20 protein-coding genes are annotated in these 25,262 nt (G+C 41.3%); 10 read left to right on the top strand and 10 right to left on the bottom strand.

Features of this window, described 5'->3' with window-relative positions:
• The first annotated feature begins 19 nt into the window (after window positions 1–19).
• Both FAZ19_RS14785 and FAZ19_RS14780 read left to right on the top strand, forming a co-directional pair.
• Window positions 20–1,231 carry a DUF4374 domain-containing protein gene (locus FAZ19_RS14785; protein WP_136821520.1) on the top strand — a complete coding sequence of 404 codons (1,212 nt, stop codon included), beginning with the start codon at window positions 20–22 and terminating at the stop codon, window positions 1,229–1,231.
• 139 nt (window positions 1,232–1,370) lie between these two features.
• Window positions 1,371–2,111 (top strand): YoaK family protein, encoded by a 741-nt coding sequence (locus FAZ19_RS14780; RefSeq protein ID WP_136821519.1) that lies wholly within the window; start codon window positions 1,371–1,373, stop codon window positions 2,109–2,111.
• Window positions 2,112–2,125: 14 nt separating this feature from the next.
• Here the strand turns inward: FAZ19_RS14780 and FAZ19_RS24260 are convergent, their stop codons facing one another.
• From FAZ19_RS24260 to FAZ19_RS14755, 5 genes are all read right to left on the bottom strand, one after another.
• Window positions 2,126–2,296 carry a type II toxin-antitoxin system RelE/ParE family toxin gene (locus tag FAZ19_RS24260; protein ID WP_229707583.1) on the bottom strand — a complete coding sequence of 57 codons (171 nt, stop codon included), beginning with the start codon at window positions 2,294–2,296 and terminating at the stop codon, window positions 2,126–2,128.
• 153 nt (window positions 2,297–2,449) lie between these two features.
• The gene (locus FAZ19_RS14770) at window positions 2,450–2,656 is read right to left on the bottom strand and encodes a hypothetical protein (protein WP_136821518.1); all 207 of its coding nucleotides are present in this window, start codon (window positions 2,654–2,656) and stop codon (window positions 2,450–2,452) included.
• A gap of 68 nt (window positions 2,657–2,724) precedes the next feature.
• On the bottom strand, window positions 2,725–3,825 hold the full coding sequence (locus FAZ19_RS14765) for a serine hydrolase domain-containing protein (RefSeq protein ID WP_136821517.1): 1,101 nt from the start codon (window positions 3,823–3,825) through the stop codon (window positions 2,725–2,727).
• A gap of 116 nt (window positions 3,826–3,941) precedes the next feature.
• Window positions 3,942–5,135 carry an ATP-binding protein gene (locus tag FAZ19_RS14760; protein ID WP_136821516.1) on the bottom strand — a complete coding sequence of 398 codons (1,194 nt, stop codon included), beginning with the start codon at window positions 5,133–5,135 and terminating at the stop codon, window positions 3,942–3,944.
• Between the two features lie 273 nt (window positions 5,136–5,408).
• Entirely contained in the window at window positions 5,409–9,143 is a 3,735-nt protein-coding gene (locus tag FAZ19_RS14755) for a hybrid sensor histidine kinase/response regulator transcription factor (RefSeq protein ID WP_136821515.1), read from the bottom strand.
• A 297-nt stretch (window positions 9,144–9,440) separates the two neighbouring features.
• Here FAZ19_RS14755 and FAZ19_RS14750 point away from each other — a divergent pair, with 297 nt between their 5' ends.
• The 7 genes from FAZ19_RS14750 (at window position 9,441) to FAZ19_RS14720 (ending at window position 20,147) form a co-directional block, all read left to right on the top strand.
• A complete protein-coding gene (locus FAZ19_RS14750; protein WP_136821514.1) occupies window positions 9,441–10,469 on the top strand; it encodes a GntR family transcriptional regulator in 1,029 nt (342 codons plus the stop codon).
• 137 nt (window positions 10,470–10,606) lie between these two features.
• Window positions 10,607–13,459, top strand: coding sequence for a glycoside hydrolase family 2 protein (locus FAZ19_RS14745; RefSeq protein WP_136821513.1), 2,853 nt, complete (start codon window positions 10,607–10,609; stop codon window positions 13,457–13,459).
• A 226-nt stretch (window positions 13,460–13,685) separates the two neighbouring features.
• Complete coding sequence (locus FAZ19_RS14740) at window positions 13,686–15,014, top strand: rhamnogalacturonidase (protein WP_188876141.1); 1,329 nt, start codon at window positions 13,686–13,688, stop codon at window positions 15,012–15,014.
• 43 nt (window positions 15,015–15,057) lie between these two features.
• A complete protein-coding gene (locus tag FAZ19_RS14735) occupies window positions 15,058–16,920 on the top strand; it encodes a rhamnogalacturonan lyase (protein ID WP_136821512.1) in 1,863 nt (620 codons plus the stop codon).
• 16 nt (window positions 16,921–16,936) lie between these two features.
• Complete coding sequence (locus FAZ19_RS14730; protein WP_136821511.1) at window positions 16,937–17,707, top strand: rhamnogalacturonan acetylesterase; 771 nt, start codon at window positions 16,937–16,939, stop codon at window positions 17,705–17,707.
• A gap of 2 nt (window positions 17,708–17,709) precedes the next feature.
• Window positions 17,710–18,495: a rhamnogalacturonan acetylesterase gene (locus FAZ19_RS14725; protein ID WP_136821510.1), complete on the top strand. Its 786-nt coding sequence runs from the start codon at window positions 17,710–17,712 to the stop codon at window positions 18,493–18,495.
• Window positions 18,495–20,147: an arylsulfatase gene (locus FAZ19_RS14720; RefSeq protein ID WP_229707585.1), complete on the top strand. Its 1,653-nt coding sequence runs from the start codon at window positions 18,495–18,497 to the stop codon at window positions 20,145–20,147. The genes FAZ19_RS14725 and FAZ19_RS14720 overlap by 1 nt, the downstream gene beginning before the upstream one ends.
• Before the next feature lie 30 nt (window positions 20,148–20,177).
• Here the strand turns inward: FAZ19_RS14720 and FAZ19_RS14715 are convergent, their stop codons facing one another.
• The 5 genes from FAZ19_RS14715 to FAZ19_RS14695 all read right to left on the bottom strand — a co-directional run bounded on the left by FAZ19_RS14715 (window position 20,178) and on the right by FAZ19_RS14695 (window position 24,562).
• A complete protein-coding gene (locus FAZ19_RS14715) occupies window positions 20,178–20,939 on the bottom strand; it encodes a DUF4197 domain-containing protein (RefSeq protein ID WP_136821509.1) in 762 nt (253 codons plus the stop codon).
• A gap of 76 nt (window positions 20,940–21,015) precedes the next feature.
• Entirely contained in the window at window positions 21,016–21,852 is an 837-nt protein-coding gene (locus FAZ19_RS14710) for an endonuclease/exonuclease/phosphatase family protein (protein WP_136821508.1), read from the bottom strand.
• 26 nt (window positions 21,853–21,878) lie between these two features.
• Window positions 21,879–22,640 (bottom strand): glycerophosphodiester phosphodiesterase family protein, encoded by a 762-nt coding sequence (locus FAZ19_RS14705; protein WP_136821507.1) that lies wholly within the window; start codon window positions 22,638–22,640, stop codon window positions 21,879–21,881.
• Window positions 22,641–22,741: 101 nt separating this feature from the next.
• A complete protein-coding gene (locus FAZ19_RS14700) occupies window positions 22,742–23,395 on the bottom strand; it encodes an HD domain-containing protein (RefSeq protein ID WP_136821506.1) in 654 nt (217 codons plus the stop codon).
• 3 nt (window positions 23,396–23,398) lie between these two features.
• Window positions 23,399–24,562: a THUMP domain-containing class I SAM-dependent RNA methyltransferase gene (locus tag FAZ19_RS14695; protein WP_136821505.1), complete on the bottom strand. Its 1,164-nt coding sequence runs from the start codon at window positions 24,560–24,562 to the stop codon at window positions 23,399–23,401.
• Window positions 24,563–24,629: 67 nt separating this feature from the next.
• On the opposite strand from FAZ19_RS14695, the gene FAZ19_RS14690 reads away from it, so the two are divergent.
• Complete coding sequence (locus tag FAZ19_RS14690; protein WP_136821504.1) at window positions 24,630–25,007, top strand: DUF3127 domain-containing protein; 378 nt, start codon at window positions 24,630–24,632, stop codon at window positions 25,005–25,007.
• The last annotated feature ends 255 nt before the right edge of the window (window positions 25,008–25,262 follow it).

Genomic DNA, 25,262 nt, shown 5'->3' with positions numbered 1-25,262 from the left:
ACATTTAAAATTAAAAAGGATGACAAATCTTAAGTACATAAGTATAGCCTTGAGCTGCTTAGCATTAATTCTGAACTCTTGTGATAAAGACAATAGTGAAAGTCCAGGAAAGACAAAAGGTAATTTCGTTCTCGCTGTCACTCCTGTAGCTGCCGAAGGGGTAGCCGATTACTTATTGAATGCGCCAAGTCTTGAAAGCGGAACCATCTCTACGGAGGGAAATGGTCTTGAACAAGATGGTACCTATCGCTACTACGTAACGCATAAAAATAAATTTTTCAGTATGTTGTACGGTCAGGGTAACCCTGGAGCTGTAACGGCTTATAACTTAATGAACGGATCACTTAACAAATTGACTAACTTCCAAACGGAGACGGTGCAGGCTTTCACACCCGTAAATAACGATATTTTAATGATAAAAATGGCGCGTGACTTAAAGACCGAAATGTCTCGTTGGTACAGAGTTGATGCCGATCAAATGCTTATTGTAGGACAAGGGGAAATCAATACAAAGACCGTAACGGGCAATGGTGAATGGGCACAATTTTCATGGATACGGCAAGTAGGGGATAAAGTTTTTGCCCCATTCTTCTGTATTAAAGATAGCGACTGGGGAACGGATTACCCGAATGAGGCATGGATCGCCGTATATTCCTATCCGGATATGACATTGGAAAAAGTGATAAAAGATGATAGAACGAGCTTTATCGGACGTTACTTCGTCGACGGTCTTGCTATTGACGAGACGGGAGACGTGTACGCCTTTTCTCCATCATTGGCGTTTACAAACAAACAGTTGAGTTCGACGAAGCCCTCTGCTGTGACTCGCATAAAAAAAGGTACAACCGAATTTGATGATTATTATTTTAATGTGGAAACAGCGGCAGAAGGACATAGTATTACCAACTGGCAGTATATAGGAAATGGTAAAGCACTCGGCTTTTTTATTGCAAAAGCTGACAAATCTCAATGGGGGGCAGGAACGCGTCTTGCCGTTGTGGATTTATACAGTCAGAAAGTAACCTGGATTACAGGGCTTCCTGCGTTGGGTGATATCACCTCCATATCTGATAATAATTATACACCTAAGGATGGTAAAAACGCTTATGTAGGTATTACCGTGAGCAACGGTACTAGCAGCGTATACCATATAAATGTAGAAACAGCTACTGCGACACAAGGACTAAAAGTAGAAGGAGGTGTGATCACCGCAATCAGTCGTCTGGACTAATGGATTACGAATAATTCTTTAAAGGGGCTATTCGATGAGAGTAGCCCCTTTTTATTAAATACTCTTTTATCAATTGTGACTGTGTATTATAATTATTGGCTATCTTTAGGTTATCGTTTTTTACCATGTATATTTAATCATGTTCAGACATATCGGAAAAGGACGTACGTTTTTCCATAACCTTAGGTTAGCATCTCTTTTATCGGTAGTAGCAGGAATGGTCAATATCACGGGCGTACTAGCTTTTCAAACGTTGACGACAAATCTAACAGGCCATTTTGCTTTCTTTGCCGAAGAGCTTTTTTTAAGAAGTTATACTACAGCATTGGTATATCTCCTGTATGTACTATGTTTTCTTTTCGGAGCTTTTCTTTCCGGTTTGCTCATGGAGAAGACGTCCCAATTCAATCCACACGCGGGATATGTCGCGCCTGTCTCGTTAGAAATCATACTGTTGGTTTCCGTTGGCTTGTTGGGAAGTATGAAAATCGGTGGAACCTTGTTGTCATCTACTTCGCTCGCCTGTATGTTGCTACTTGCGATGGGCTTGCAGAATGCACTGGTAACGAAGGTGTCGCAGTCGGTCGTGCGCACGACCCATCTTACCGGACTGTTCACTGATCTTGGAATCGAGCTTTCGAGACTTGTGCTGGGAAGCGACATTGCCGGTATCAAACAAAAGCAGCTTTATAAGAGTATACAACTCAAATTAGCGATCATCAGTTGCTTTTTTGTAGGCGGCATATTGGGCGGATTTTGTCACCGACATATTGCCTTATCAACCCTTTTTATTCCCGCCGGCTTGCTGCTTTTTACGCTATGGTATGATCAGATCCTTTTCCGTTATTACCGGATCATGCGCAGTATCAGGAAGCGTTGATAGGAAGCTTTTATTTAAGGAGAAGACAATGCATCTAGTAAAGAGGAAAGCTCTTCATCACTGATGTTTTTCTTTTCAGCTTTATCGTATATGGTTAATAAATAAATGTTTGAGTGAAAAAACTTGACACATGTAATGACTCGGGAACCTCCTGATTTTCCTTTGCCTTTACTTTTAATAGACATGCGGATTTTATAGCATGATTTACCCAATGAGGTGCCCAGTTCTGGATTTGTTTGTAATTCTTTGTAGTAGTGATAAAAGATCACTTTTTAGCGATGGATATTTTTTTTGTAAGCTTTTTAACTTCTTTTTCAAAAGCGGGTATGGTTTTTACACTATAGTTCATTTAGAAATTCAGTTGCATCTCTAGCCTCAAGTTTGCCTTCTGAAATATCATTCATCTCTTTGACTGCCTGTTGTACGTTGTTGTATATCTCGGCTTTCCTTGAAGAAATAGGTTCTGCTTTAACAAATTTAAAATTCTTTATAACGTCCATGAAGAAAGGTGCCTTATCGTCTTTTATATCCAAAATCAACTTCATGTCTTTTCGCTTTTGTTTTAACAAAAACACCTAAAATGTTCTTTAATTACAAGCTACATATCTTTTGGTTAATAGCTTTCTGCAATCGTTGTAAATACCTTCGCCCAATTCACATCGCCGACTTTTCTTCCAAGACGCACTATTACAAGGTTTTTATCGGGGTTGACATAAATATATTGCCCAAGAATACCCTGCGCCATGAAATCACCACCTTTTGAGGGTAGCCACCATTGGTATTGGTAATAAGAGGCACTACCAGCTACTGTATCTATTTTTGTAGAGGTCTTTACCCAATCGGCCGGAACGAGCTGCTTACCATTCCAGTTGCCTTCGTGGAGATACAGACGGCCTATTTTTGCATAATCGCGGGCAACAGCATTGATGCAACAGAATGTTTTCTCAAGACCATTTTTCTTTCGGTCGAGACTCCAGCTTGTATCATATTCCATCCCCAATGGACGCCAGATTTTTTCTTCTAAATACTGGCTAATTGTTTTATTGGCAAGTGCACGTTCCAATACCAATCCAAGTAACTGCGAGTTGCCACTGACGTACTCAAATTTATTGCCGGGTGTATCTTTTAATTTTAGCTTTTTAATCGCTTTGCGCAAGTTAATACCATAGTAAAAGGTAGCTACCTCTCCAAACGGATTGTAATACCCTTCATTAAAGTCCAGTCCGGAAGTCATTTGCAGCAGGTGCTCGATGCTGACCTTATCGAATCCGTTTTTGGAGAGTTCAGGAATATATTTGGTGATAGGTTCGTCGACAGACCCGATCAAACCATCTTCTAAGGCACAGCCGATTAATATGGAAGTCACTGACTTCGCCATCGAAAAGGAGGGTACAACAGACGACTGGTCGTAGCCCCTGAAATAATTCTCGTATTTGATGCTATCGTTGTGAATAATCATAAAGGCAACAGATTCATGATCCGCTAGAAACGTATCCAAATCGTGGCTTTGTGCTTTGTATTCTATTTTTTTCGGGTAGTGTCCTTCTGCTGCAACAGCAAAATGAAAGCTAGTGTCGCCATGAGTGATTGTACGGGCAGGGAATTTTTTGTGATCATTAATATCTGCAAAGTTATAGACGATATAACGTCCAAGTTTGCACGAACTAAAAGTAAGAGTTAATAACAGTAGAACTATTAAATTGAGTTTCTTCATAATTTTAAAATCGATCATTCTTCATCAAAAATATCCATATTAGCTATTTTTTGAAAGGTTTGTGAATAAAGGTACAAATTTCCGTCGCTGGAATAATAATAATCTTATTCATCTTTCTAATACAGAAATCCAAATAGCCAAAGCGGAATTCTATTTCCGGCTCCAATCTCGATGTCGTCTGCAGCTATATAGGCATTAAGTATATCAGCAATTTGATCAAAGCGCTTGTTGGCTCCACCGACTTCGAAAATATGTTCTCCGTTGACAACGAAATCGCCTTTTTTGGCCAAATCGACGGTGTATCCTGCATTTCTTAGCTGGTTTACAAAAAAGCTCTCTCTGATACTCCCTTCATTTTTCGGCTTCGTAGAAAGGGCATGAAATAGGTTTGGATTGTTCAATAGTAGTTTTCCCGGTTTCTCTAGTGGTCCGAGTCCCTTTCCTTCCAGATAAACCATTTGTATCAATTTTGCTTGCTCCAGGTAATGGAAGTATTGGATTAAGGTATTTCTTCCCATACCGATAGTTTTGGACAATTCGGTCACATTGGGTTTAAAGGGTACCTGCATGGCGAGGCTAGACAATAGTTGGTTGATTTTGTGTACCTGCTGTTTATCAATGTCTTCTATGAAAGCCAGGTCGTAAGAAATGGTAAGATTAACCACATTGGATAATTGGACAAGATAACTTTGCCTATCTTCCTTGTAAAAGGGATAATATCCATATAGTAGATATTCTGTAAATAGCTTTAACGGCTTGTACGCATTCATCTTTCGACCGACAGTTTCATGTTGTTTTAGGAGTTCGTCTAATGAGAGCGCAGGAAACAGCAATTCATGTTCAAACGCCAAAAACTCCCGAAAGGAAAGTCCGGGTAGTTGATATACATGTGCGCGTCGACTTAGATCCACTTCAAGGTCGAGCATTTCGATGATTGAAGATCCTGTAAATACAATATGGATATCCTTATAGAAGTCATAAATATTTTTGATTTCACGCGCCCAACCGTCATATTTGTGAACTTCGTCGATAAACAAATATTTTCCGCCAGATTTACGAAATGACTCGATTGTTTCGGCCAAGCTGTGATTTGCAAAATACAGATCATCGAGTGTGATATAAAGACATTCATCAGTGGGTATATCTAAGCTTTTCATGCGTTGTAGCAATAAGGTTGTTTTTCCCGCCCCCCGTGCACCTAATAACCCAATCAGTCGGCTCTGCCAATTGATTTTTTTTAAAAAATCACGCTGAAAATCCATGCCTATTTGAGCTAATACAATGGCCGATTTCTCTTTAAGTATTTCCATATTTAATAGTATTGCTCTATTGATAAAGCAAATATAATAAAAAACGCTCTATTGACGAAGCAATATTTCATAAAATTGCTTCGTCAATAGATCAATTCTGCTATTCTAACTCTACTTCGTTCGGCTCAGGATGGCATTTCCTATCCTGTCATTATCCTTCTAATATGTTTTGTAGAACTCTGATGTTTCACAATGACGCTTTATTCAACGATATTTGAGAACATCGTATTCCAAAACCTGGCGATTTATTACAACCGTCGTTTAGATGAAACTCTACAGAGGAGTAGCGCCGTTCTCGGAATCGCTATTTGCATAAGCCGAAGGAGATTCTCCAAACTTTGCTTTAAAGCACTTTCTGAAATAATCAGAATCAGTGAATCCCACCATATATGCTATTTCATTAACTTGAAATTTTTTCTCCCGAAGCAATTGTTGCGCACGTTTTAACCGAATTTCTTTAATCATATCGGCCATGCTATACCCCGTCAATGCCTTCATCTTTCGGTAGAGCTGTGCACGGCTAAGCCCCACAGAGGAGCATATGGCGTCGATTTTTAAGTCGGAATCTGAAATGTGGTCTTCAACATAACTTAATACTTTTTGAAGTAAGGATTCATCGGGAGATGCGAAATTAACCACAGATGGCTCTAGCGATACCTTCTGTTTGAATTTTTCCTGCAAGCGAAAGTAACTGAACAGTTGATTTCGGACTTTTAACGCCAATGACGGAAGATGAAACGGCTTAACGATGTAATCGTCAGCACCCATTTCCAAACCCTCTATTTCATACTCGACGAGGGATTTGGCCGTCAATAGAATAACAGGGATATGGCAGAGCAGGAGGTCCGATTTGATATGCCTGCAAAAGGTAATTCCATCCATGTTGGGCATCATCACATCGCTGATTACCAGGTCTGGTAAATGTTTTCGCGCTAGAGCTATACCTTCCAGTCCGTCGGAAGCTTCGACGATATGATACGTGTTGGAAAAGAATTCACAGAGATAACCCCGCATCTCGGGATTGTCTTCTACAATCAGTAACATACATTTTCTAGGTAACGCGCTAGGCATAGGGAGCTCAATTTCGGGCTGTTGTCCCTCGGTACTTGAGCTGATGGCAGCGGATCGAAAATATTCTGTGGGCCGCTCTTTTGCGGGATCTAAGCTTTTTTCTATCGGCAACGTAAGGCGAAAGACGGTGTGATTTTGATTAGCCGCTGTTTGCGTACTTGTTGCATACAGGGTGCCACCGTGTAGTTCGACGAGTGATTTGCTGTAAGTAAGACCCAGCCCTGATCCCCCCGACACTGTCGACTTTCCTTGTTGAAAGGGTTGGAATATACGTGCTATATCTTCAGGTTGAATTCCTATGCCGTTGTCTACGACGTCAATTGTAAGGTGTTTAGCGCCACTATCCAATCTGATATATATTGAAACGGTTACCTGCCCCCCCTCTTTCGTGAATTTCAGGGCATTGGAGAGCAGGTTGTATAATACCTTTTCTATCTTATCGGGATCGAAATCGATCCGATACAAGGGGAGGGTGGTATTCAATTGCAAGACTATTTCTTTTGCTTGGGCTGCTTGTTGGAAGGAGTCTACCACGCTGCGTACAAAGTCAACGAGATCCAGGTGCTCAAGGGTCAATTGTTCGTGACCGGTTTCAAACCGACGGATATCCAGCAATTGGTTTACGATTTTTAAAAGCCTATTCCCATTATTCTCCATGGTTCTTAGCTGGCTTTGGATCGTCAAATTATCTTTGCATAGTTGTAGCAATTGCTGTATGGGTGTTAATATCAACGTCAAAGGTGTTTTTATTTCGTGAGAAATATTGGTGAAGAACTGCACCTTACTTTCGTGCAACTCCCGTTCTTTTTCATGGAGGATGGCTTCGTAGGTAAGTTTACTCTTCAATTTTGCGTAACGTACGATGTAATAGTAGAAGGCATATAATAACCCCAAAAGGATTAAGGTGTAGAGGATATATGCACCCGTACTGGCCCAGATGGGAGGAGCGACCGTAAGAAGTAAGGTCGCTGGATTGGGATTCCACACACCATCGCTGTTGGATGCCCTTACTTTAAACGTATATTTTCCCGGCGCTAAATTGGAATACGTGGCAGAGCGTTTTGCCGCATCTGTATAGATCCAATCTTTATCAAAGCCCTCCAACATATATGCATACTTATTTCCTGCTGAATTGGTGTAATGCAAAGCAGCAAATTCGATGGCTATGCTTTTGTCATCGTAGGTGAGGTCCAGTGATGTAGTCAAGTAAAGCGGCTTTTGTAACAATATCCTTCCATTTACAGTGCCATTTACTTCGACAGGTTCGTTGAGTATTTGTAACTCGGTAAACACCACGCGAGGGGGGATCGTGTCTGTCTTTATGCTGTCTGGATGAAACATGTTAACACCTTTATTGCCACCAAAATACAATAGATTGGAATGGGGACTTCTATAAACCGCACCTTCTGCCAGTTCATTGCTCTGCAGACCATCCTGTTGTGAAAACGTACGTATGGAGAATGTTTTTTTATCGATTTTAGAGATACCCCGTTTGTGGCTTACCCACAGAAATCCTTGCTGATCTTCTGTTATACCCGCAATCGTTCCTTTCGTTAGCGGGTAGGAAGGTCCGGAAAAATGTTTGATGGATTTTGTTGTCGGATCATAACGATCGAGCCCGTTTCCGGTGCCTATCCATACGTTATGTTGTTGATCTTCGTAGATACTGTAAATTCGATTGTCACTCAGGGTATTCACAGCACTGCTATCGTGCTTTAAATGCATCACGGTAGAGAGCTCCCCGTTGCGCTGTTCTTTAAGAATTACAATTCCACTTCCCTCCGTTCCAACCCATATCTGCTGCTTGCTGTCTTGGAAAATCGTCCATACATGCTCCTGCGGCAATGTCTTGGCCGGATCATAATGGATTATTGTAGCGGTAGATCTTACGTACTTGAAGATCCCGTTCCAGGTAGCCAGCCATATATTGTGCCGGTGATCTTCCATGATACCAAATACGGTCATGTTCGACAGCCTAGGGTGCTCTATCCGTGTTATTTTCTTGGTCCGCGGATCATACCGATCAAGCCCACGCTGCCCTCCGATCCATATGTAACCCTGAGAATCACAGAAAAGCTTTTTAATATAATTGCTTCGAAGTGAATTTACATCCGTTTCATCGTGTTGAAAATGTTGGTACCGTCCGTCTTTTTGTACCACGGTGATACCTTTGCTACGGGTGGCAATCCATAGGTTTCCTGATAGATCTTCACAGATGGAACGTATGGTGTTATCAATAATGGAATTGCGTGTGTAGGGATCATGATGCAGGTAACGGAAAGGGTTGGCCTCAAGATAAGTTTTGTTGATACCATTGCTATAGGTGCCTAACCACAAAATCCGTTGATTGTCAAGATAAATATCGCTGACATAATTGTCATTGATAGACCACATGTCGATAGGGTCGGTACCATACTGTTTACGGAGCCCCAAAGGCAGATATGTTTCGACCACGGCATTGGTATAGCTGTCTAAGTACCATTGATGCTGTTTGTAGGTGTAATTTACACTGAGCCGGTGGTTTCTTCTTATTATCCGCTGCCATAATTCATCAGGAACCTTATCTCTAGGAATCCGCTCAAAATTATCGGTATCGTAATTGTACTTGCAAAGGAAATTTTCATCGAACGTTAGTGCCCATACCGTACCACTGGTATCAGTGAGAATATTGTGAATCCTGTTGTTAATAATGCTTTTGGGATTTTGAGCATCATAACGGTATATCCGAAATTTGTATCCGTCGTAACGGGCTAAACCCGACCAGGTACCGAACCACATAAATCCATACTTGTCCTTTGTAATACCGTGTATGGTACTGTGGGGAAGGCCGTCTTCGGAAGTAATATGATCGAATTTTAAGTTGAGGAACTGACTGTAAGTATGCGATCCAGAGAGGAAAAACAACAACACAATTAACAAACTTACCTGTCTATACATTGGTCTACTTTTAAAACAATAGGCGCTATAATGCGACTAATTTAGCCAAATTATTGTGAAATTGTATCCCGTACCATCATGTATCTATTTTTAAGCTGATTATCAGTTAAATATGGAATAGTAATCTGTAATGATGATGGTCTAATTAAGTTGGTTTTAGCGCAAATGAGACGATAGTGCATGTAATTTGAGTGAATTTTACTGGCACGTTGAATTGAAATAGGAATAAGTTTGTGGAACAGTGATGCAAAACACTAAATTATAAACCCATATTTCTAATCACTAATTTTTTGAACGATGAAAGGTGCAGCGCTAATTAATAGTATTCACATTAATAACTTCTCTTCAATTCCGATGTACATGCAGCTCGCAGATGGCGTAATCGAAGCAGTGAAAAATAAAATAGTAAAAGTACGGGACCCGCTCCCTTCCATCAATGAACTTAGTATGCAATTACGGGTCTCCCGTGATACCGTTGAAAAGGGATATAATTTCTTGAAAAAGCAGGAGGTCATCAAAGCCAACCCGGGAAAAGGATACTTCATCTTAAAAGGAGAGGTGGATCGAAAACGCATTGCTATCTTTTTGAATAAGCTAAGTGTCCATAAAAAAATAGTGTACGATTCCTTTGCACAGACATTAGGAAATGAAGCCTCATTGGATCTATTTGTCTACAATAGCGATATCAGCCATCTCCGTAATTTGCTTAAAAATCTATCGAAATCGTACGACCGATATGTCATATTCCCACACTTCAAAGAGGGAAGGGATCAAGCAGCAGAGGTGCTTTCATTGATTCCTTCCGAGAAAATCGTGTTGCTGGGAAAGACAGTAGAAGGTCTGGAGGGTAAGTTTGCCGTTATTCATGAGAATTATGAAAAAGATATCTATGAAGCACTGGAGCAGATCTTGGAACCACTATCGAAATATAAGACACTCAAGCTGATATTTCCAGACAAAAGCGATTATCCCAAAGCGATTATCAAAGGGTTTTATAAATTTTGCCAAGAGTATGCTTTCGACCATCTCCTGGTGGATAACCTAGACAAAGAGAGTGTTAAAAAGGAAGTCTGTTATATTAATTTAGCAGAGGATGACCTCGTACTGCTGTTGGATAAGATCATTGCAAAAGGATATCAGATTGGTCAAGATATTGGCGTGATCTCTTATAATGAAACACCCCTTAAAAAATATATGCTTGATGGAATCACGACAGTGTCGACAGATTTTGAGCTGATGGGTAGATATGCTGCGCAGAGTATCCTTGATAATTCATGCGAACATATGGAGGTTCCCTTCTATACAAACCTCAGACCTTCTGTATAAGCTGAGTAGATAGCTGTTTCGTAGGAAAATAGGGGTGTATTCGGACAAATCGCAGGATAGCGCAGGATACGGTTTTCGTAAAAGATACCTATATTCGGGTCGACCATTTTTTTACTAAACCTTATAACTTGTAGTTTATGCGTTTTAATATTTTTTGTATAGCGATTTACTTATTATCCTTTTCGACTGGTATTAGTCAGACAAAGGAAATTCAATATTTGTCGGGTATCGATAATGAAAATACCGTCACCTGGGAGTTTTGGGTCAGTGGTGGACGAAAGGCAGGTAAGTGGTCGACGATAGAAGTGCCAAGCCATTGGGAACAGCAGGGATTTGGATCGTATAACTATGGTCGGGATTACGTAACCTATGGCAAGAACTTTAAGTTTAACGATGAAAAAGGCTTATATAAGCACAAGTTCTTAGTGCCTGAAGATTGGCAAGGTAAAAAGGTATCCATCGTTTTTGAGGGCTCCATGACCGATACCGAAGTGAAAATAAACGGGAAGCTGGCAGGAGACATTCATCAAGGGTCCTTTTACCGATTTAAGTACGATATATCAGACAAAGTTAAGTATGGTGCGGAAAATCAAATTGAGGTACAGGTATCCAAAATGTCGGCAGATAATTCGGTCAATAACGCAGAACGTCTAGCGGATTACTGGATCTTGGGCGGTATATATCGCCCTGTTTATCTCGAAGCTACACCGCAGAGTCATATCACCTGGACTGCAATCGATGCGAAAGCTGACGGCACATTTCAAGCAAATGTGTATTTCGAAAACGTTGCTAAAAATGCTGAAATTGTCGTAGATATCAGAGATCAAAATAACACGTCCATCGGTTCTTCGACCATTAAAGTTGGAGAAAAGGACTCGCTTAAAAACATTTCGATTAAAACCAAAAAACCGCTATTGTGGACGGCAGAAACCCCCAATCTATACTATGCGCATTTTACCTTAAAGTCGAATAAAAAAGAAATATATAAAACCAAAGAGCGATTCGGTTTTCGTACAATAGAAGTACGTCAGGGAGATGGGATCTATGTAAATGGCACCAAAGTTAAGATGAAAGGCGTAAACAGACATGTCTGGTGGCCCGAGACGGGACGCAGTGTCAACGCACGCTTGGATTTGATGGATGTCAAGTTAATTAAGGAAATGAACATGAATGCCGTTCGCTGTTCGCATTATCCGCCCGATAAATCTTTTTTAGATATATGCGATTCATTAGGACTATATGTATTGGACGAATTGGCCGGATGGCAACAAGCCTATGCAACACCGGTAGGCAAAAAGTTGGTACGTGAGATGGTGATTCGGGATGTCAATCATCCGTCGATCTTTATTTGGAGTAATGGAAATGAGGGCGGACATAACAAAGAACTGGTTGATGAGTACCGTAAATACGATTTGTCTGATCGGGTCGTTATGCATGCGCATCATAGACCGGGTAACGCTATTAACGGTATTGATGGCAATCATTATGAGAATTATTCTTCTACACAGAAAATATTAGAAGGGCCTAATATCTATATGACAACCGAATTTTTGCATGCGCAGGATGATGGTGGGGCTGCGGCAGGCTTAGCCGATATTTGGGAATTGCACTGGCAAGCCAAGCTGGGGGGCGGTGGCTTTATCTGGGATTTCGCAGATGAAGGTATTGTACGTACAGATTTTAATGGTATTATCGACGTCAATAAAGTGAATGCACCAGATGGTGTCGTAGGGCCACATCGTGAAAAGGAGGGAAGCTTCTACGCTATCCGGGAGATTTTTTCACCCGTTCATATCAAGATGAAGTCGTTACCGGCGGACTTCACGGGTACGGTACCAGTGGAGAATCGTTACCACCATACGAATCTTTCGAATTGTTCTTTCGAATACCAATTAATCGATTACAAGAAACCATACGATAATGAGTCCGGCTTTTCGGTAAAGCATACTGCTAGCTTGACCGCCGACGATATCAAACCACATACAAAAGGTAGTTTAGTTTTGGCTTTACCCACCGACTGGAAAAATTATGATGCACTTTCTTTAAAAGCGGTCGATCCACATGGTCAGGAAATTTATACCTGGACCTGGCGGGTGAAATCCAATGAGGCGATAACAACCTCTATATTGGCCGTTAAAACATCCACGTCCGTCGAACTTAAAGAGGATTCTGCTACATATATGCTGAAAGCGAATGGTATTAGTGTTTTCATTGATAAGCAGACGGGGCTACTTTCTGATCTGGCAAATGAGTACAGTATGAAATTAGCATTCAATAATGGCCCAGTGTTAGTGAGTGGTGATGCAGTTTTTAAGGGCATTAAAGCGTATCAGGAAGGGGAGAATCAAGTGGTGGAATGTGACTTTGACGGCAGCTTGGATTTCTTAAAATGGACCATGCATCCAAATGGCTGGTTGAAACTGGATTATAAATATAGTCTAAAAGGTGACTATGCCTTCGCGGGTGTGAGTTTTAGCTATCCTGAAAATTATATCATTGGTGCCAAATGGCTAGGTAATGGTCCGTACCGTGTATGGAAAAATAGACTACAGGGTGTCACCCTAAATACTTGGGAAAGTATGTACAACGATTCAAAAGCAGGTATCGGTCCTTGGGTATTCCCGGAATTCAAAGGCTATTTTTCTGACATCTCCTGGATGGAGTTTAATACGACGCAGGGCAAATTTTTGGTAGCTACAGACCAACCTGATATGTATGTGCGTTTATTCGAATTTTATGGTATCTCAGGACCTAAAAATTATCCAGATTTGCCAACAGGAGATGTATCTTTCTTGGATGCTATACCAGCGGTAGGTACGAAATTGGCGATGGGGATCAACAATCGCCCAGGTGTAAACGGACCTAGTGGTGACCCAACGAAAATTAACACACCGATAGCACGGACATTGTATTTCTATTTTGGAATTCCAAAAGCTGAGAAAGAAAATAACCAGTTCGAAATGCCAAAGGAAAATATTTTGACGGATTAAAGCTTATCAAAGATGATTGATGTTTCGCTCCTTACGACCTAACTCCAAATTGTACGGATAACAAACTTTTTACAATAGGGAAAAGCGGGGGTAACGTTAGTGGAGAACGATAAAGGTGATGGAACAGGATGCTACAGGTTGCTTGTGCAGGATATAGTTGATAGATTTATCATGGTTATATTCCTAGAGCAGTACAGTGGTATTGTTTTTTCGCTAAATTGAACACATGAAGAACACATTTTTGAAATTTTTCGTTGCATGCATGGCAACATGCTTAAGTACAAACCTACAAGCACAAGATCGTTTTCCGGATGGCACAGCAGTGCCCGACTGGTTTCGTCAGGATAGTCCTACTGATATAAATAAATTGGGAAAGCAATACCGCATCACTGATTTTAATGTGGTAAACGATAGTACGGTCATCCAGACATCGAAGATACAGGCCGTTATCGATCAAGCGCATCAAGCGGGTGGTGGTGTAGTGGTTATTCCGCGTGGAACTTATTTAAGTGGATCATTGTTCTTCAAACCCGAAACACACTTGCATTTGGAAGAAGGTGCGGTGTTGAAAGGAAGTGATGATATCAGTAACTTCGAATTGCGTACAACGCGAATGGAGGGGCAGACATTGAAGTATTTTAGTGCGTTGGTCAATGCTGATGCAGTCGACGGTTTTACAGTGTCTGGTAAAGGTACCTTGAATGGAAATGGATTGCGGTATTGGAAGGCATTTTGGCTCCGTCGGGCATTTAATCCCAAATGTACCAACATGGACGAAATGCGCCCAAGGGTATTGTATGTATCCAATAGCAAGGATGTTCGGATCTCGGGTATACGATTGATCAATTCGCCATTTTGGACTTCCCACTTTTATAAATGCGAAAATTTAAAGCTCGTAGACCTCCATATATTTGCACCCGAAAAACCGGTTAAAGCACCAAGCTCCGATGCGGTAGATCTCGATGCCTGCCATAATGTACATATTAGAAATTGCTACATGTCGGTCAATGACGATGCAATTGCATTAAAGGGTGGTAAAGGGCCAACAGCAGATAAAGATGATAACAACGGTCCCAACTACAATGTCATTATTGAAGACTGCTCCTTTGGATTTTGTCACAGCACGCTGACTTGCGGTAGTGAATCGATTCATAGCTACAACATTATATTTAGACGGAATACGGTGGATGGCGCAAAGAAAGTATTGCAGTTAAAGATGCGCCCGGATACACCCCAATTGTATGAAAATATTATTATAGAAGATGTCACAGGTAATGCTGCGAGTTTTCTTCATATCAAACCATGGACACAGTTCTTTGATTTAAAGGGAGAAAAGGGAATTAAAATGTCGTATGCCAAAAATATAACGATGCGTAACATCAAACTGGATTGCGATGTTATCTTCGATGTTAATGATTCAGAACAGTATATTCTGTCCGATTTCACCTTTGAAAATATGACGATCACCGCCAGTAAAAAGCCTGAAATCCACCAAGAATATATTTCCAACTTCAAGCTGAAAAATGTAACGGTAAACGGTAAAAAAATTAAGTAACCCGAACGAAGATGGTCTAACTGACGTTATAATGTAACAGATTATGAACAGCAAATCAATAATTACCTTTTTCCTCTTATTTACCCTGATAAATGGAGTGTACGCCCAACGTAAGATGGAGTTTCTTAATAGAGGGGTGGTTGCGGTAAAGACTTCCGAGACTTCAGCGTTCATCAGTTGGCGTCTTCTGGGAAATGAAAATTTGGACATCGATTTTAATATCTATCGACAGTACGATAATGGACCGCATCAAAAATTGAATACGATGCCATTAGGCCGGGGAACCAACTTTACTGATCAGGAAGTCGATTTTTCGAAAAATGTTACTTATTATGTAACCTCGGCTGATGGAGCTGTGGAAAAGGAAGCTTTTGTCATTAAAAAGGGGGAGGCAGTACAACAATACCTCGAGCTAAAGTTAAAGACACCTGCAAATTATACGCCTGGTGATATTTCCGTCGCGGATTTGGATGGAGATGGCGCATATGAGATCATTATACATCAAACAGGTAGAGGAGCGGATAATTCACAAAATGGACTAACCTCCGAGCCGATTCTACAGGCTTATAAATTGGATGGTACGTTTCTATGGGAGATTAATCTCGGTAAAAATATTCGTGAAGGGGCACATTACACACAATTTATGGTGTACGATCTGGACAGCGATGGCCGAGCTGAATTGGTGTGCAAAACGGCGGATGGTACAAAAGATGGACGAGGGAGTTATATTGGTGATCCGCAAATGGATTGGCGTGATACGGTCCGTTCATCACGGACATTTGGCCGTATACTGCAGGGGCCAGAATACCTAACGGTATTTGACGGTCTCACAGGAGGCGAAATTCATACGGTAACCTATGAACCTGGTCGTGGTGATGACATGCGTGCTTGGGGCGGATTGGCCACAGGTGGATCAACCGATATCAACGGAAATAGAGCAGATCGTTTTCTAGCTGGTGTAGCGTATTTAGATGGTGAGAATCCAAGTGTGGTGATGACGCGGGGTTATTATGCAAGATCGGTTTTGGTCGCTTGGGATTTTAAAGACAAGAAGCTCGTGAAACGATGGGTATTTGATTCTGAAGGTAGTAAGAATCCATTCTCTGGGCAGGGTAACCATGGTTTGGCTGTAGCAGATGTCGACGGGGATGGTAAAGACGAGATTATTTTCGGATCCATGTGTGTAGATGATGATGGTACGGGGCTATATTCGACAGGACTGGGGCACGGCGACGCACTCCATGTAACGGATTTGGATTTGAATAACCCCGGCTTGGAGGTGTTTGGAATACATGAACGTAAAAAAATTGGTGCGGCATTATTTGATGCAAAAACCGGAAAGATTCTGTTCAAAGGTGGAATTGATGAAGATATCGGCCGCGGAGCAGCTGCAAACATCGATCCTGATGCCAAAGGGGCTTATATGTGGTGGTCTGGTTCTCGACAAGTGTATAATGCGGCGGGGAAAGCCGTAGGTCCTGCGCCAAGGGCGGCCAACTTTCTAATATGGTGGGATGGAGACCTGAGTAGGGAATTATTAAACAGCAACTACATCGAGAAATATAAACAAGGGAGAATCTTTACAGCTGATGGAGCTAGCTCCATTAACGGAACCAAAAATACGCCTAATCTGAGCGCAGACATTTTGGGTGACTGGAGGGAGGAACTCATCCTTCGTGCAAATGATAACCAGTCGCTGCGCATCTATACGACGACCATTCCGACCGATCATAGATTGTACACGCTGATGCACGATTCGCAATACCGACTAAGTATTGCCTGGCAAAATGTGGGATACAATCAACCACCACACACGGGGTTCTACTTAGGCACTGGTATGGATAAGCAGACGCCTCCCGATATGAGTGTCATAAAAAGCAATCGGTTAATGAAAAAAACACGCTAAATACAGGAAAAAAGCGATGAATAGAAAAGCAATAAAAATAGGTTTAGCGGTTGTACTCGGGGTAGTACTCCTCTCTTTTGGGCTACAGCGTAAGCCGACAATTTATCTCATTGGAGATTCAACGGTGCGTAATAGCAATGATCAATATTGGGGCTGGGGGACACTGTTATCAAGTTTTTTAGATACGGCGAGAATCAATGTTGCTAACCATGCAATGGCAGGTCGAAGTACCCGTACATTTGTCAAGGAAGGACGCTGGGCAAGGGTTGATTCGTTATTTAAGCCAGGAGATTATTTATTGATTCAGTTTGGACACAACGAAGGAAGTAAGCCCGACACTTCACGACAAGGATACCGAGGAGTATTGCGCGGGATTGGTCAGGATTCTATCGTACTAGATTGGGGTAAAGGGAAAACCGAAGTGGTTCGTACTTATGGAGAAAACCTGAGAAGGTTTATTATTGACGCTAAATCGAAAGGCGTGCGACCTGTGATCTTATCAATGATTCCACGAAATCAATGGGATGCTGACGGAAATGTAAAACGTGCGGACCAGGATTTTGGACTTTGGGCGAAGCAGATAGCCGAAGAACAGGGTATACCTTTTGTCGATTTGAACCGTATTACAGCAGATAAATATCAGCAGATTGGACCTGAAGAGGTGAAATCTAGGTACTTCCCTGGAGATCATACACATACCAACAAAGCGGGCGCTGAACTGAATGCCGCTTCTGTAGTAGATGGGCTGAAGGCCATAAATCATCCCATTTCCAAGTATTTAAATTAGATATGAATATATTCAAGAATATAATATGCGCTGCTGGATTGGTATTGGTTACCATCCTTAGTTTTTCATTTATAGCCGATGGCAAGAAGCCAACGCTATTTGTTATCGGTGATTCGACGGTAAAGAACGGTCAAGGCAATGGGTCAAATGGACAGTGGGGATGGGCAAGTTTTATAGCGGAATATTTTGATTTAAATAAAATAGCTGTCGAAAATCGAGCCCTAGGCGGGACGAGCACAAGGAGCTATTATAATAACCCAAAGCTTTGGCAAAAGGTACTAGACGAGATCAAACCCGGTGATTTTGTCATCATGCAATTTGGTCACAACGACTCGAGTCCGATTGTGGATACATTACGCGCAAGAGGTACGATAAAAGGTAATGGAGATGAATACAAAGAGGTGTATAATCCACTGCTTAAACAACGCGAGATGGTGTACAGTTATGGATTCTATTTACGTCGCTTTGTGAAAAATGTGCAAGACAAGGGAGGGATTGCTATTATTTGCTCACCGATACCCCGGAATGCTTGGGAAGGAGCAAAGGTGCGTCGTTCAGATTACGCATTGTGGGCAAAAGAAGCCGCAGTTCAATCCAATGCGTTGTTTTTACCCCTCCAGGACAGGGTTGTTGAAGCGTATGAAGAGGCTGGTAAAGCAGAGGTAGCGGATAAGTACTTCGGTGACAAAGATGCGACGCACACCCTCAAAGCAGGGGCACAGCTCAATGCGAAGCTGGTGGCAGACTATCTTAGTACGCAGGCGGAGTTGCGGAAATATTTGAAATAATGTATAAACTACCCATGATCAATCAACACATGAAGAAGTTGCTTATAGCGGTGTTGTCTGTATTGTTGACGGGAAATGCTGTTTATAGCCAGGCGAAAAAGACGAAAACCCGTCCCAACATTGTATTGATTCTTACAGATGATATGGGCTATTCGGACTTGGGGTGTTTTGGTTCAGAAATCAATACCCCTAATCTGGACACAATGGCTACAGGCGGTGTTAAGATGACTAACTTTTATAATGCTTCTCGCTGCTGCCCGTCGCGTGCATCCTTATTGACTGGAGTGTATCCGCATCAGGCGGGTGTAGGTGACATGATGAATACCCGGCCGTATCCTGCATATCAAGGGTATCTAAATCGCCAAACAGTTACCTTGGCGGAAGTGCTTCAACAAGCCGGGTATGGTACATATATGTCGGGAAAGTGGCACGTGGGACAAGCAAAGGAAAACTGGCCTTTGCAGCGAGGTTTCGATCGCTATTATGGATTGATCGATGGCGCGAATAGTTATTTCGGGAACAGGCCATACAGACCAAAACAAAAATTAACCATAGCATTGGATAATGAGGCGATTGTACCTCCTGCCGAATACTATTCCACAGACGGGTACACGGATTATGCGTTACAATTTATAGACCAGCATGTAAAGAAGCGCAACAACGATCCCTTTTTTATGTACATCGCCTACCAAGCCCCCCATTGGCCTTTGCATGCACTGCCAGAAGATATTGCGAAATATAAGGGTAAATATATGGAAGGATGGGAAGTTGTGCGCCAAAAGCGCTTCGATAAACAAATGAAATTGAAGTTGTTTCCCTCAGGGACCACCTTGCCTGCTCTCGATGATAATATACGGCAGTGGGCAGACTGTTCTTGGGAGGAAAAGGTGAGGTGGGATGAGCAGATGGCAGTGTATGCAGCAATGGTGGATCGGGTAGATCAAAATGTAGGTAAGATCAAACGACGCTTGCAGGAAATCGGGGAGCTGGAAAATACTATTTTTATATTTCTATCCGATAATGGTGCGAGTAATGAAACGATTACCAACGCAGGTTTTACACCGGAGATCTTAGCTGCTAATGAATTTCCGGCCAGTCATCCACAATCGTTTACGGCATATGGGTCGGAAGGAGCATTAGTCAGCAATACGCCTTTCCGTAAATATAAACATTGGGAGTTTGAAGGTGGTAATGCTACATCTTTTATTGCATATGGGCCACAATTTATCCAAAAAGGAATGCGCATAGAAAGCCCTGCACACTTGGTAGATATCATGCCGACAATCATTGAATATGCCCGCGCAACATATCCTAAAACTTACAAGGGCAATTCGATCCAGACGATGGAAGGGATTTCTCTGGTTTCTTCGTGGACAGCTAATGAAAAAGCGAAAGAACGTGCGATTTGCTTTGAGCACGAAGGAAATAAAGCAGTACGGAACGGGAAATGGAAAATAGTAGCGGAGTACCCGCAAAATGAATGGTTTTTGTATGATCTATCGTCTGATAGAGCGGAGCAAACAGATCTGAAAAGTAAGCATCCCACGGTTCTTAAAGAGATGGTAGGTATCTACGACAAATGGGCAGAGCGTGTCGGTGTTATCCCATATGAACAATTGGATACCAAAAGAACAAATGAACGATATAAATAAATTGAAGGATTAGGTGATTAACCCTTCAATTTATTTCTGTGCATCCACCCAGCCGAATACTTTTTGTAACATTCCTGTATTGCGGGATCCTCCTATATTCTGTCTAATTTTTAGTTCTTCTTCCGCAACTTTTACAAACAATCCGTCTATCGCTTTTTGAGTTACGTAAGCATTGAGGTCCGTGGTTACTTTATTTGACGTAATCGGCAGATTGTTGTATGCTGATGTTAGCTGCGTCCAATAGGTACTTACATTATTTTTGCCCAATGCAGATTCAACAATAGGACTAAATTTTGAAGCCAGTGTAGCAGAAGTCGTTCTTTTGAAAAAAGTTGTTGCAGCATCTTGTTGGGCGCCCAGTAAAATACTAAATGCATCGGTTACCGTCATTTGGGAGAGTGAATTGACAAATACAGGAGCGGCTTCTTTTACGGCTGATTCTGCAGCGCGATTCAAACTTGTCACAAAGTTATCGACCAATGATCCCATTCCTATAGAACGTAATGTTTTCTCTACCTGCTGCGCTTCCGCGGGCATTAAGATTTTTACGGCAGCATTGCCCAAAAAACCATCCTTTATAGATAGTGCATTGATGCTGTTGTTTAGGCCATTACCCAATGCCTGTTTGATACCGGTAGCAGCTTCGGTCTGTGTAACCGAGCCTGTCGTCGAGGGGCGAGTAGTACCTGTAGTGGTATTTGGCATGTTGCTCGCGATCTGGCTCATCGTTTCACATCCCAAAAATAGGGGTAATGTAACTGTACCTAAGACCAAAAACTGATATATTTTCATCCGTTTATTTTTTAGTATGCACGTTCACTATTATCTACTTGCAAACATACTAATACTAAAGCAATTTTTGCTTTATTTATCGCCACATCAATCGAGCCGCGACAGGGAAATGATCTGAGGGATACTTGCCGATATAAGTGTCTGTTAGGATGCCGTACTTTTCTACATTAAAATGGGGTGTAATAAAAATATGATCTATCCGACCACTTGGTTTTATACTTTTTCCCCAGTTATTAAAGGTAGAATTTGGTGTATAGACGATTTTGGATTTGGTGAGCGCATCTTCTACTACTCCGCTGTTTGCAAGCGTGAAATATGCTTCGTTTGTTTCGTCAACATTAAAATCCCCTGTTAGAATAAGTGGAAGCTCAGTGGCAAATTCGGTTGCTTTGCTTAATATCAATTTAGCACTTTCTTTTCGTGCCTGTACACCCACGTGATCGAAATGGGTATTCATTAGTATAAAAGATTTATTGCTTTCTTTATCTTTAAATATCCCCCAGGTACAGATTCTCGGAAGAGCGGCATCCCATCCTTTATTGGGTTTTTCTGTATCTGTAGCGGAAAGCCAAAAAGTTCCACTTTTAATCACATCAAACCGGGTTTTATTATAAAAAATGGCAGAATGTTCTCCTTTTTCTGCACCATCATCACGACCTACACCTACATAATCGAAATTAGGAAGCAATTGCTGCATATCCTTAACTTGATCGCTAAAGCCTTCTTGTATACCGAAGATGTCAAATTCATGATAGCTAATTAAATTGCAAACTGCTTCTTTTCGATCTTGCCAAAGGTTGCCGACATCTCCGTCTGTCTTCAGGCGGATATTGAAGGATGCCACATTAATCTCTTGTGCAAAAGCACATACAGCGAAAAGGATAAAGAAAGATGTCAGTAAGAAATGTTTCATAGCGTGTAGATGATATGGTTTTTTGCTTATTTTTTTATTAAAGAATGCAGCTTTTCGGGTTCGTCTGTAGTGATATAATCAATACCTTTATCTATAAAATAGTGCATGTCTTCTTCCGTATTAACTGTCCATACGTTTGTTTTGAGTCCGAAGGTTTTGGCGGTAGAAATCCAATCCGTATTGTTTTTAAAAACGGAAAAATGGTAATCAATCCCCGTCAGATTGGCGTCTTTTATTTGTTGAGGACTTTTGTCACCGTTTAAATAATGTATCGGAATGTTTTTGTCCAACGCTCTGAAATGCAGGCAGGCATCATAACTAAATGCAATAAATTCAGTTAAGGGTACTGCTTTAAGCTTTTTTACCAGAGCGAGGGCGATTTCGACTGATTTAAGTGTGCGGTCTACACCTAACCTGTTTGTCTTCAGTTCAAATATCATCTTTGTTTTGTTCTGCTTGAGACCTTCTTTCAGGTATGCTTCAGCTGTCGAGATCTGTTCACCGTTGGGATGTTTCTTAGCTAATAGTTCGTTATACGTGGAGGTCGCGATATCTATTCCCTGAAAATCATTATCGTGGTTTACAACCAATACGTCATCTTTCGTAAGGTGAACATCAAATTCAGCTCCCCAGACTTCTTGAGCAATAGCATCACGTAAAGCGGCGATCGAATTTTGGGGAGATTTCGTGTTCTTCCAAGCGCCTCGATGTGCTATGATTTGAGTTTCTTGTGCCTGTGCTAAAATGGAAAAGCAGAACATAATACCAACAACAGTTAATTTTTTCATACAGATAAGATTACTTCTTGAGCTCGTAAGCCCGATTCTTTTATTATTATTCATCGAATCTCCTAAGATATTGAATCTAATATTAAGGGAATATTACGTTTTTATCGCTCGCCATCCCACTCACAGTAAAATTGTTTAAGAAACTGCTCCATAAATTGATGACGGGTCGCTGCGATTTGCTTGGCGGCGTCTGTATTCATTTTATCTTTCAGCAACAAGAGTTTTTCGTAAAAATGATTTATGGTAGGAGCAGTGGTGTTTTTATACGCTTGCTTACTTTGGTTTTCGATAAAAGGGATATCTGGATTATAGATCTCTCTATTTTTGTACCCGCCATAGTTGAATGCTCTAGCGATACCTATTGCGCCAATAGCATCCAACCGATCGGCATCTTGTACAATTTCCAATTCCTTACTGTGAAATTTAACTTCACCCAAAGAAGCTTTAAATGACATGTTCAAAATAATATGTTGTACATGTTGAATAGTTGAAGAGGGGACGTCGATAGACGTTAGAAAATCACCCGCTATGCGCGGACCAAGGCTCTCGTCACCATCGTGAAATTTGCTGTCAGCTATATCATGCAGTAGTGCGGTCAATTCGCAGACCAATGAATCTGCCTCTTCTGTTTGCAAAATCAACTTCGTATTGTTCCATACGCGCTGAATGTGCCACCAATCATGTCCTGATTCCGCATCTTTTAATCGTTCCTGTACAAAAGCAGCGGTCTTGTTGATAAACTCTTGTTGTTGCATAGACTAATTTTCTTTTGAGCCGTCGTACAATTCGTATTGTAATAGCCTGCAATCTAATTTTCCGTTGAAGAATTCAAATCTCCGGGAAGCTTTCAATCCAATTTTTTTTGCTAATTCCGGATTTCCCGTAAACACATAGCCCTTGTACCCTTTACAGTCCTGTTTCAAAAAATCCCCGATTCGCTTATAGGTAACTTCTAGTTTGGAATGGGTGCCGAGACGTTCGCCGTATTCAGGGTTGAACATGATCACGCCGGGTTCTTGTGGAACTGTAGTGTCTGCAAAATCGCAGATTTCAAATGTGATTAAGTGTTCTACCCCCGCGGTACGGGCGTTCATCTTCGCAATTTCAATCGCCTGATCGGAAATATCTGAAGCAACAATCTGAGGTAAAATAGTCTTATCGGCAATGTCTTTTATTTGTCTTCGTTCTTCAAAAAATACTTCTTCATCATATCCGATAAAATGCATGAATGAGTAATTCATGCGCTGCAAGCCGGGCATTCGTTTTTGTGCTAATAAAGCCGCCTCAATAGCGAGGGTTCCTGATCCACACATTGGATTTATAAATGGAGATTTGCCATCCCATTTTGTCGCCATGATAGTGGAGGTTGCCAACGCCTCAAGCATGGGAGCTTTACCGGGATGCTTCCGGTAACCATGTTTTGCTAATGTCTCGCCCGAAGTGTCTAGGAATATTTCTGCACGTTCTTCCATCCAATGAAGGTGGATCACACATTTATGGTAATCAGGGCCCGAATCTGGACGCACCCCTTTTTTATCTTTGATACGATCGACAATCGCATCTTTTACCTTTACATTCGCAAATAAGGGTGTGGTAATGGTCTCATTATGTACCGTAGAGGTGACCGAAAAATAACCATCGAAGGGTATAATGTCTTCCCATGCAATTTTTACTAGATTATCATAGAGTTCTTTAGGATCATTGGCCCTAAAAGATTCTACTTCATATAGAACCTGACTTGCCGTTCTGAGGTTGAGGTTTAATTTGATACAGTCATTCACAGAAAGAAATAATTCTACGCCTGTATTAAACGCACGTTTGATTTCGAAGCCTAAACTTTTGACTTCTTCTTGTAAGTAAGGCGAAAGCCTTCTGTTACACGTTATGATAACTTTACTTGGGGTGTTGAAAACTTCTGTCATATTTCTACAAAGTTAACTAATCTAAAACGCAAAAAATGTGTAATTTTATCGTTTAATATTTTTGATTATGGAAATTAGAGGAAAGGTGCACGAAATTGGTGCGATACAACAAGTTACAGAATCTTTTAAAAAGAGAGATCTAATCGTTGCTTACGCAGAGAATCCGCAGTTTGTAGAATACATTCGCTTTGAATCAACTCAAGATAGGGTAAACATCTTTGATAATTTGGCCATTGGAGACGAAGTTGAAGTTTCTTTCAATCTTCGCGGTCGCCCTTGGACAAATAAAGATGGGGTGACAACGTACTTCAACTCCTTAGTTGCTTGGCGCGTGACAAAATTGGCTAATACGGGTACTGCTGCTCCTGCACCGGGATTTGCCGAAATGCCAGCTCCGGTAGATATTACCTCTTCGGGCGCAGATGATGATGATCTACCTTTCTAAGTAGGGGATCTCTTCAATCTCAAAGAGTGCTCGTAGTAACATTTCATTTAAGCAGCTGTCCATCTATCGGTAGACAGCTGTTTTTTTTGCAGCCATACTCTGTAAGTCTATTGAGTTCGTATTTTACGCTTTCTTTTCTTCCCAATAGAGAGGTGAGTTATGAGGATATTAAACTAAGATACATACCATTCACCGAATAAAAACGACATGTTGCCTAATTTTTGCGATGTATTAATAAAAAAATAATTAAATTGC

The organism is Sphingobacterium alkalisoli, assembly GCF_005049105.1.
In the GTDB taxonomy this organism is placed as follows: domain Bacteria; phylum Bacteroidota; class Bacteroidia; order Sphingobacteriales; family Sphingobacteriaceae; genus Sphingobacterium; species Sphingobacterium alkalisoli.
Note: the sequence above shows the minus strand (reverse complement) of the source record. Positions and strands in the feature narration are given on the sequence as shown.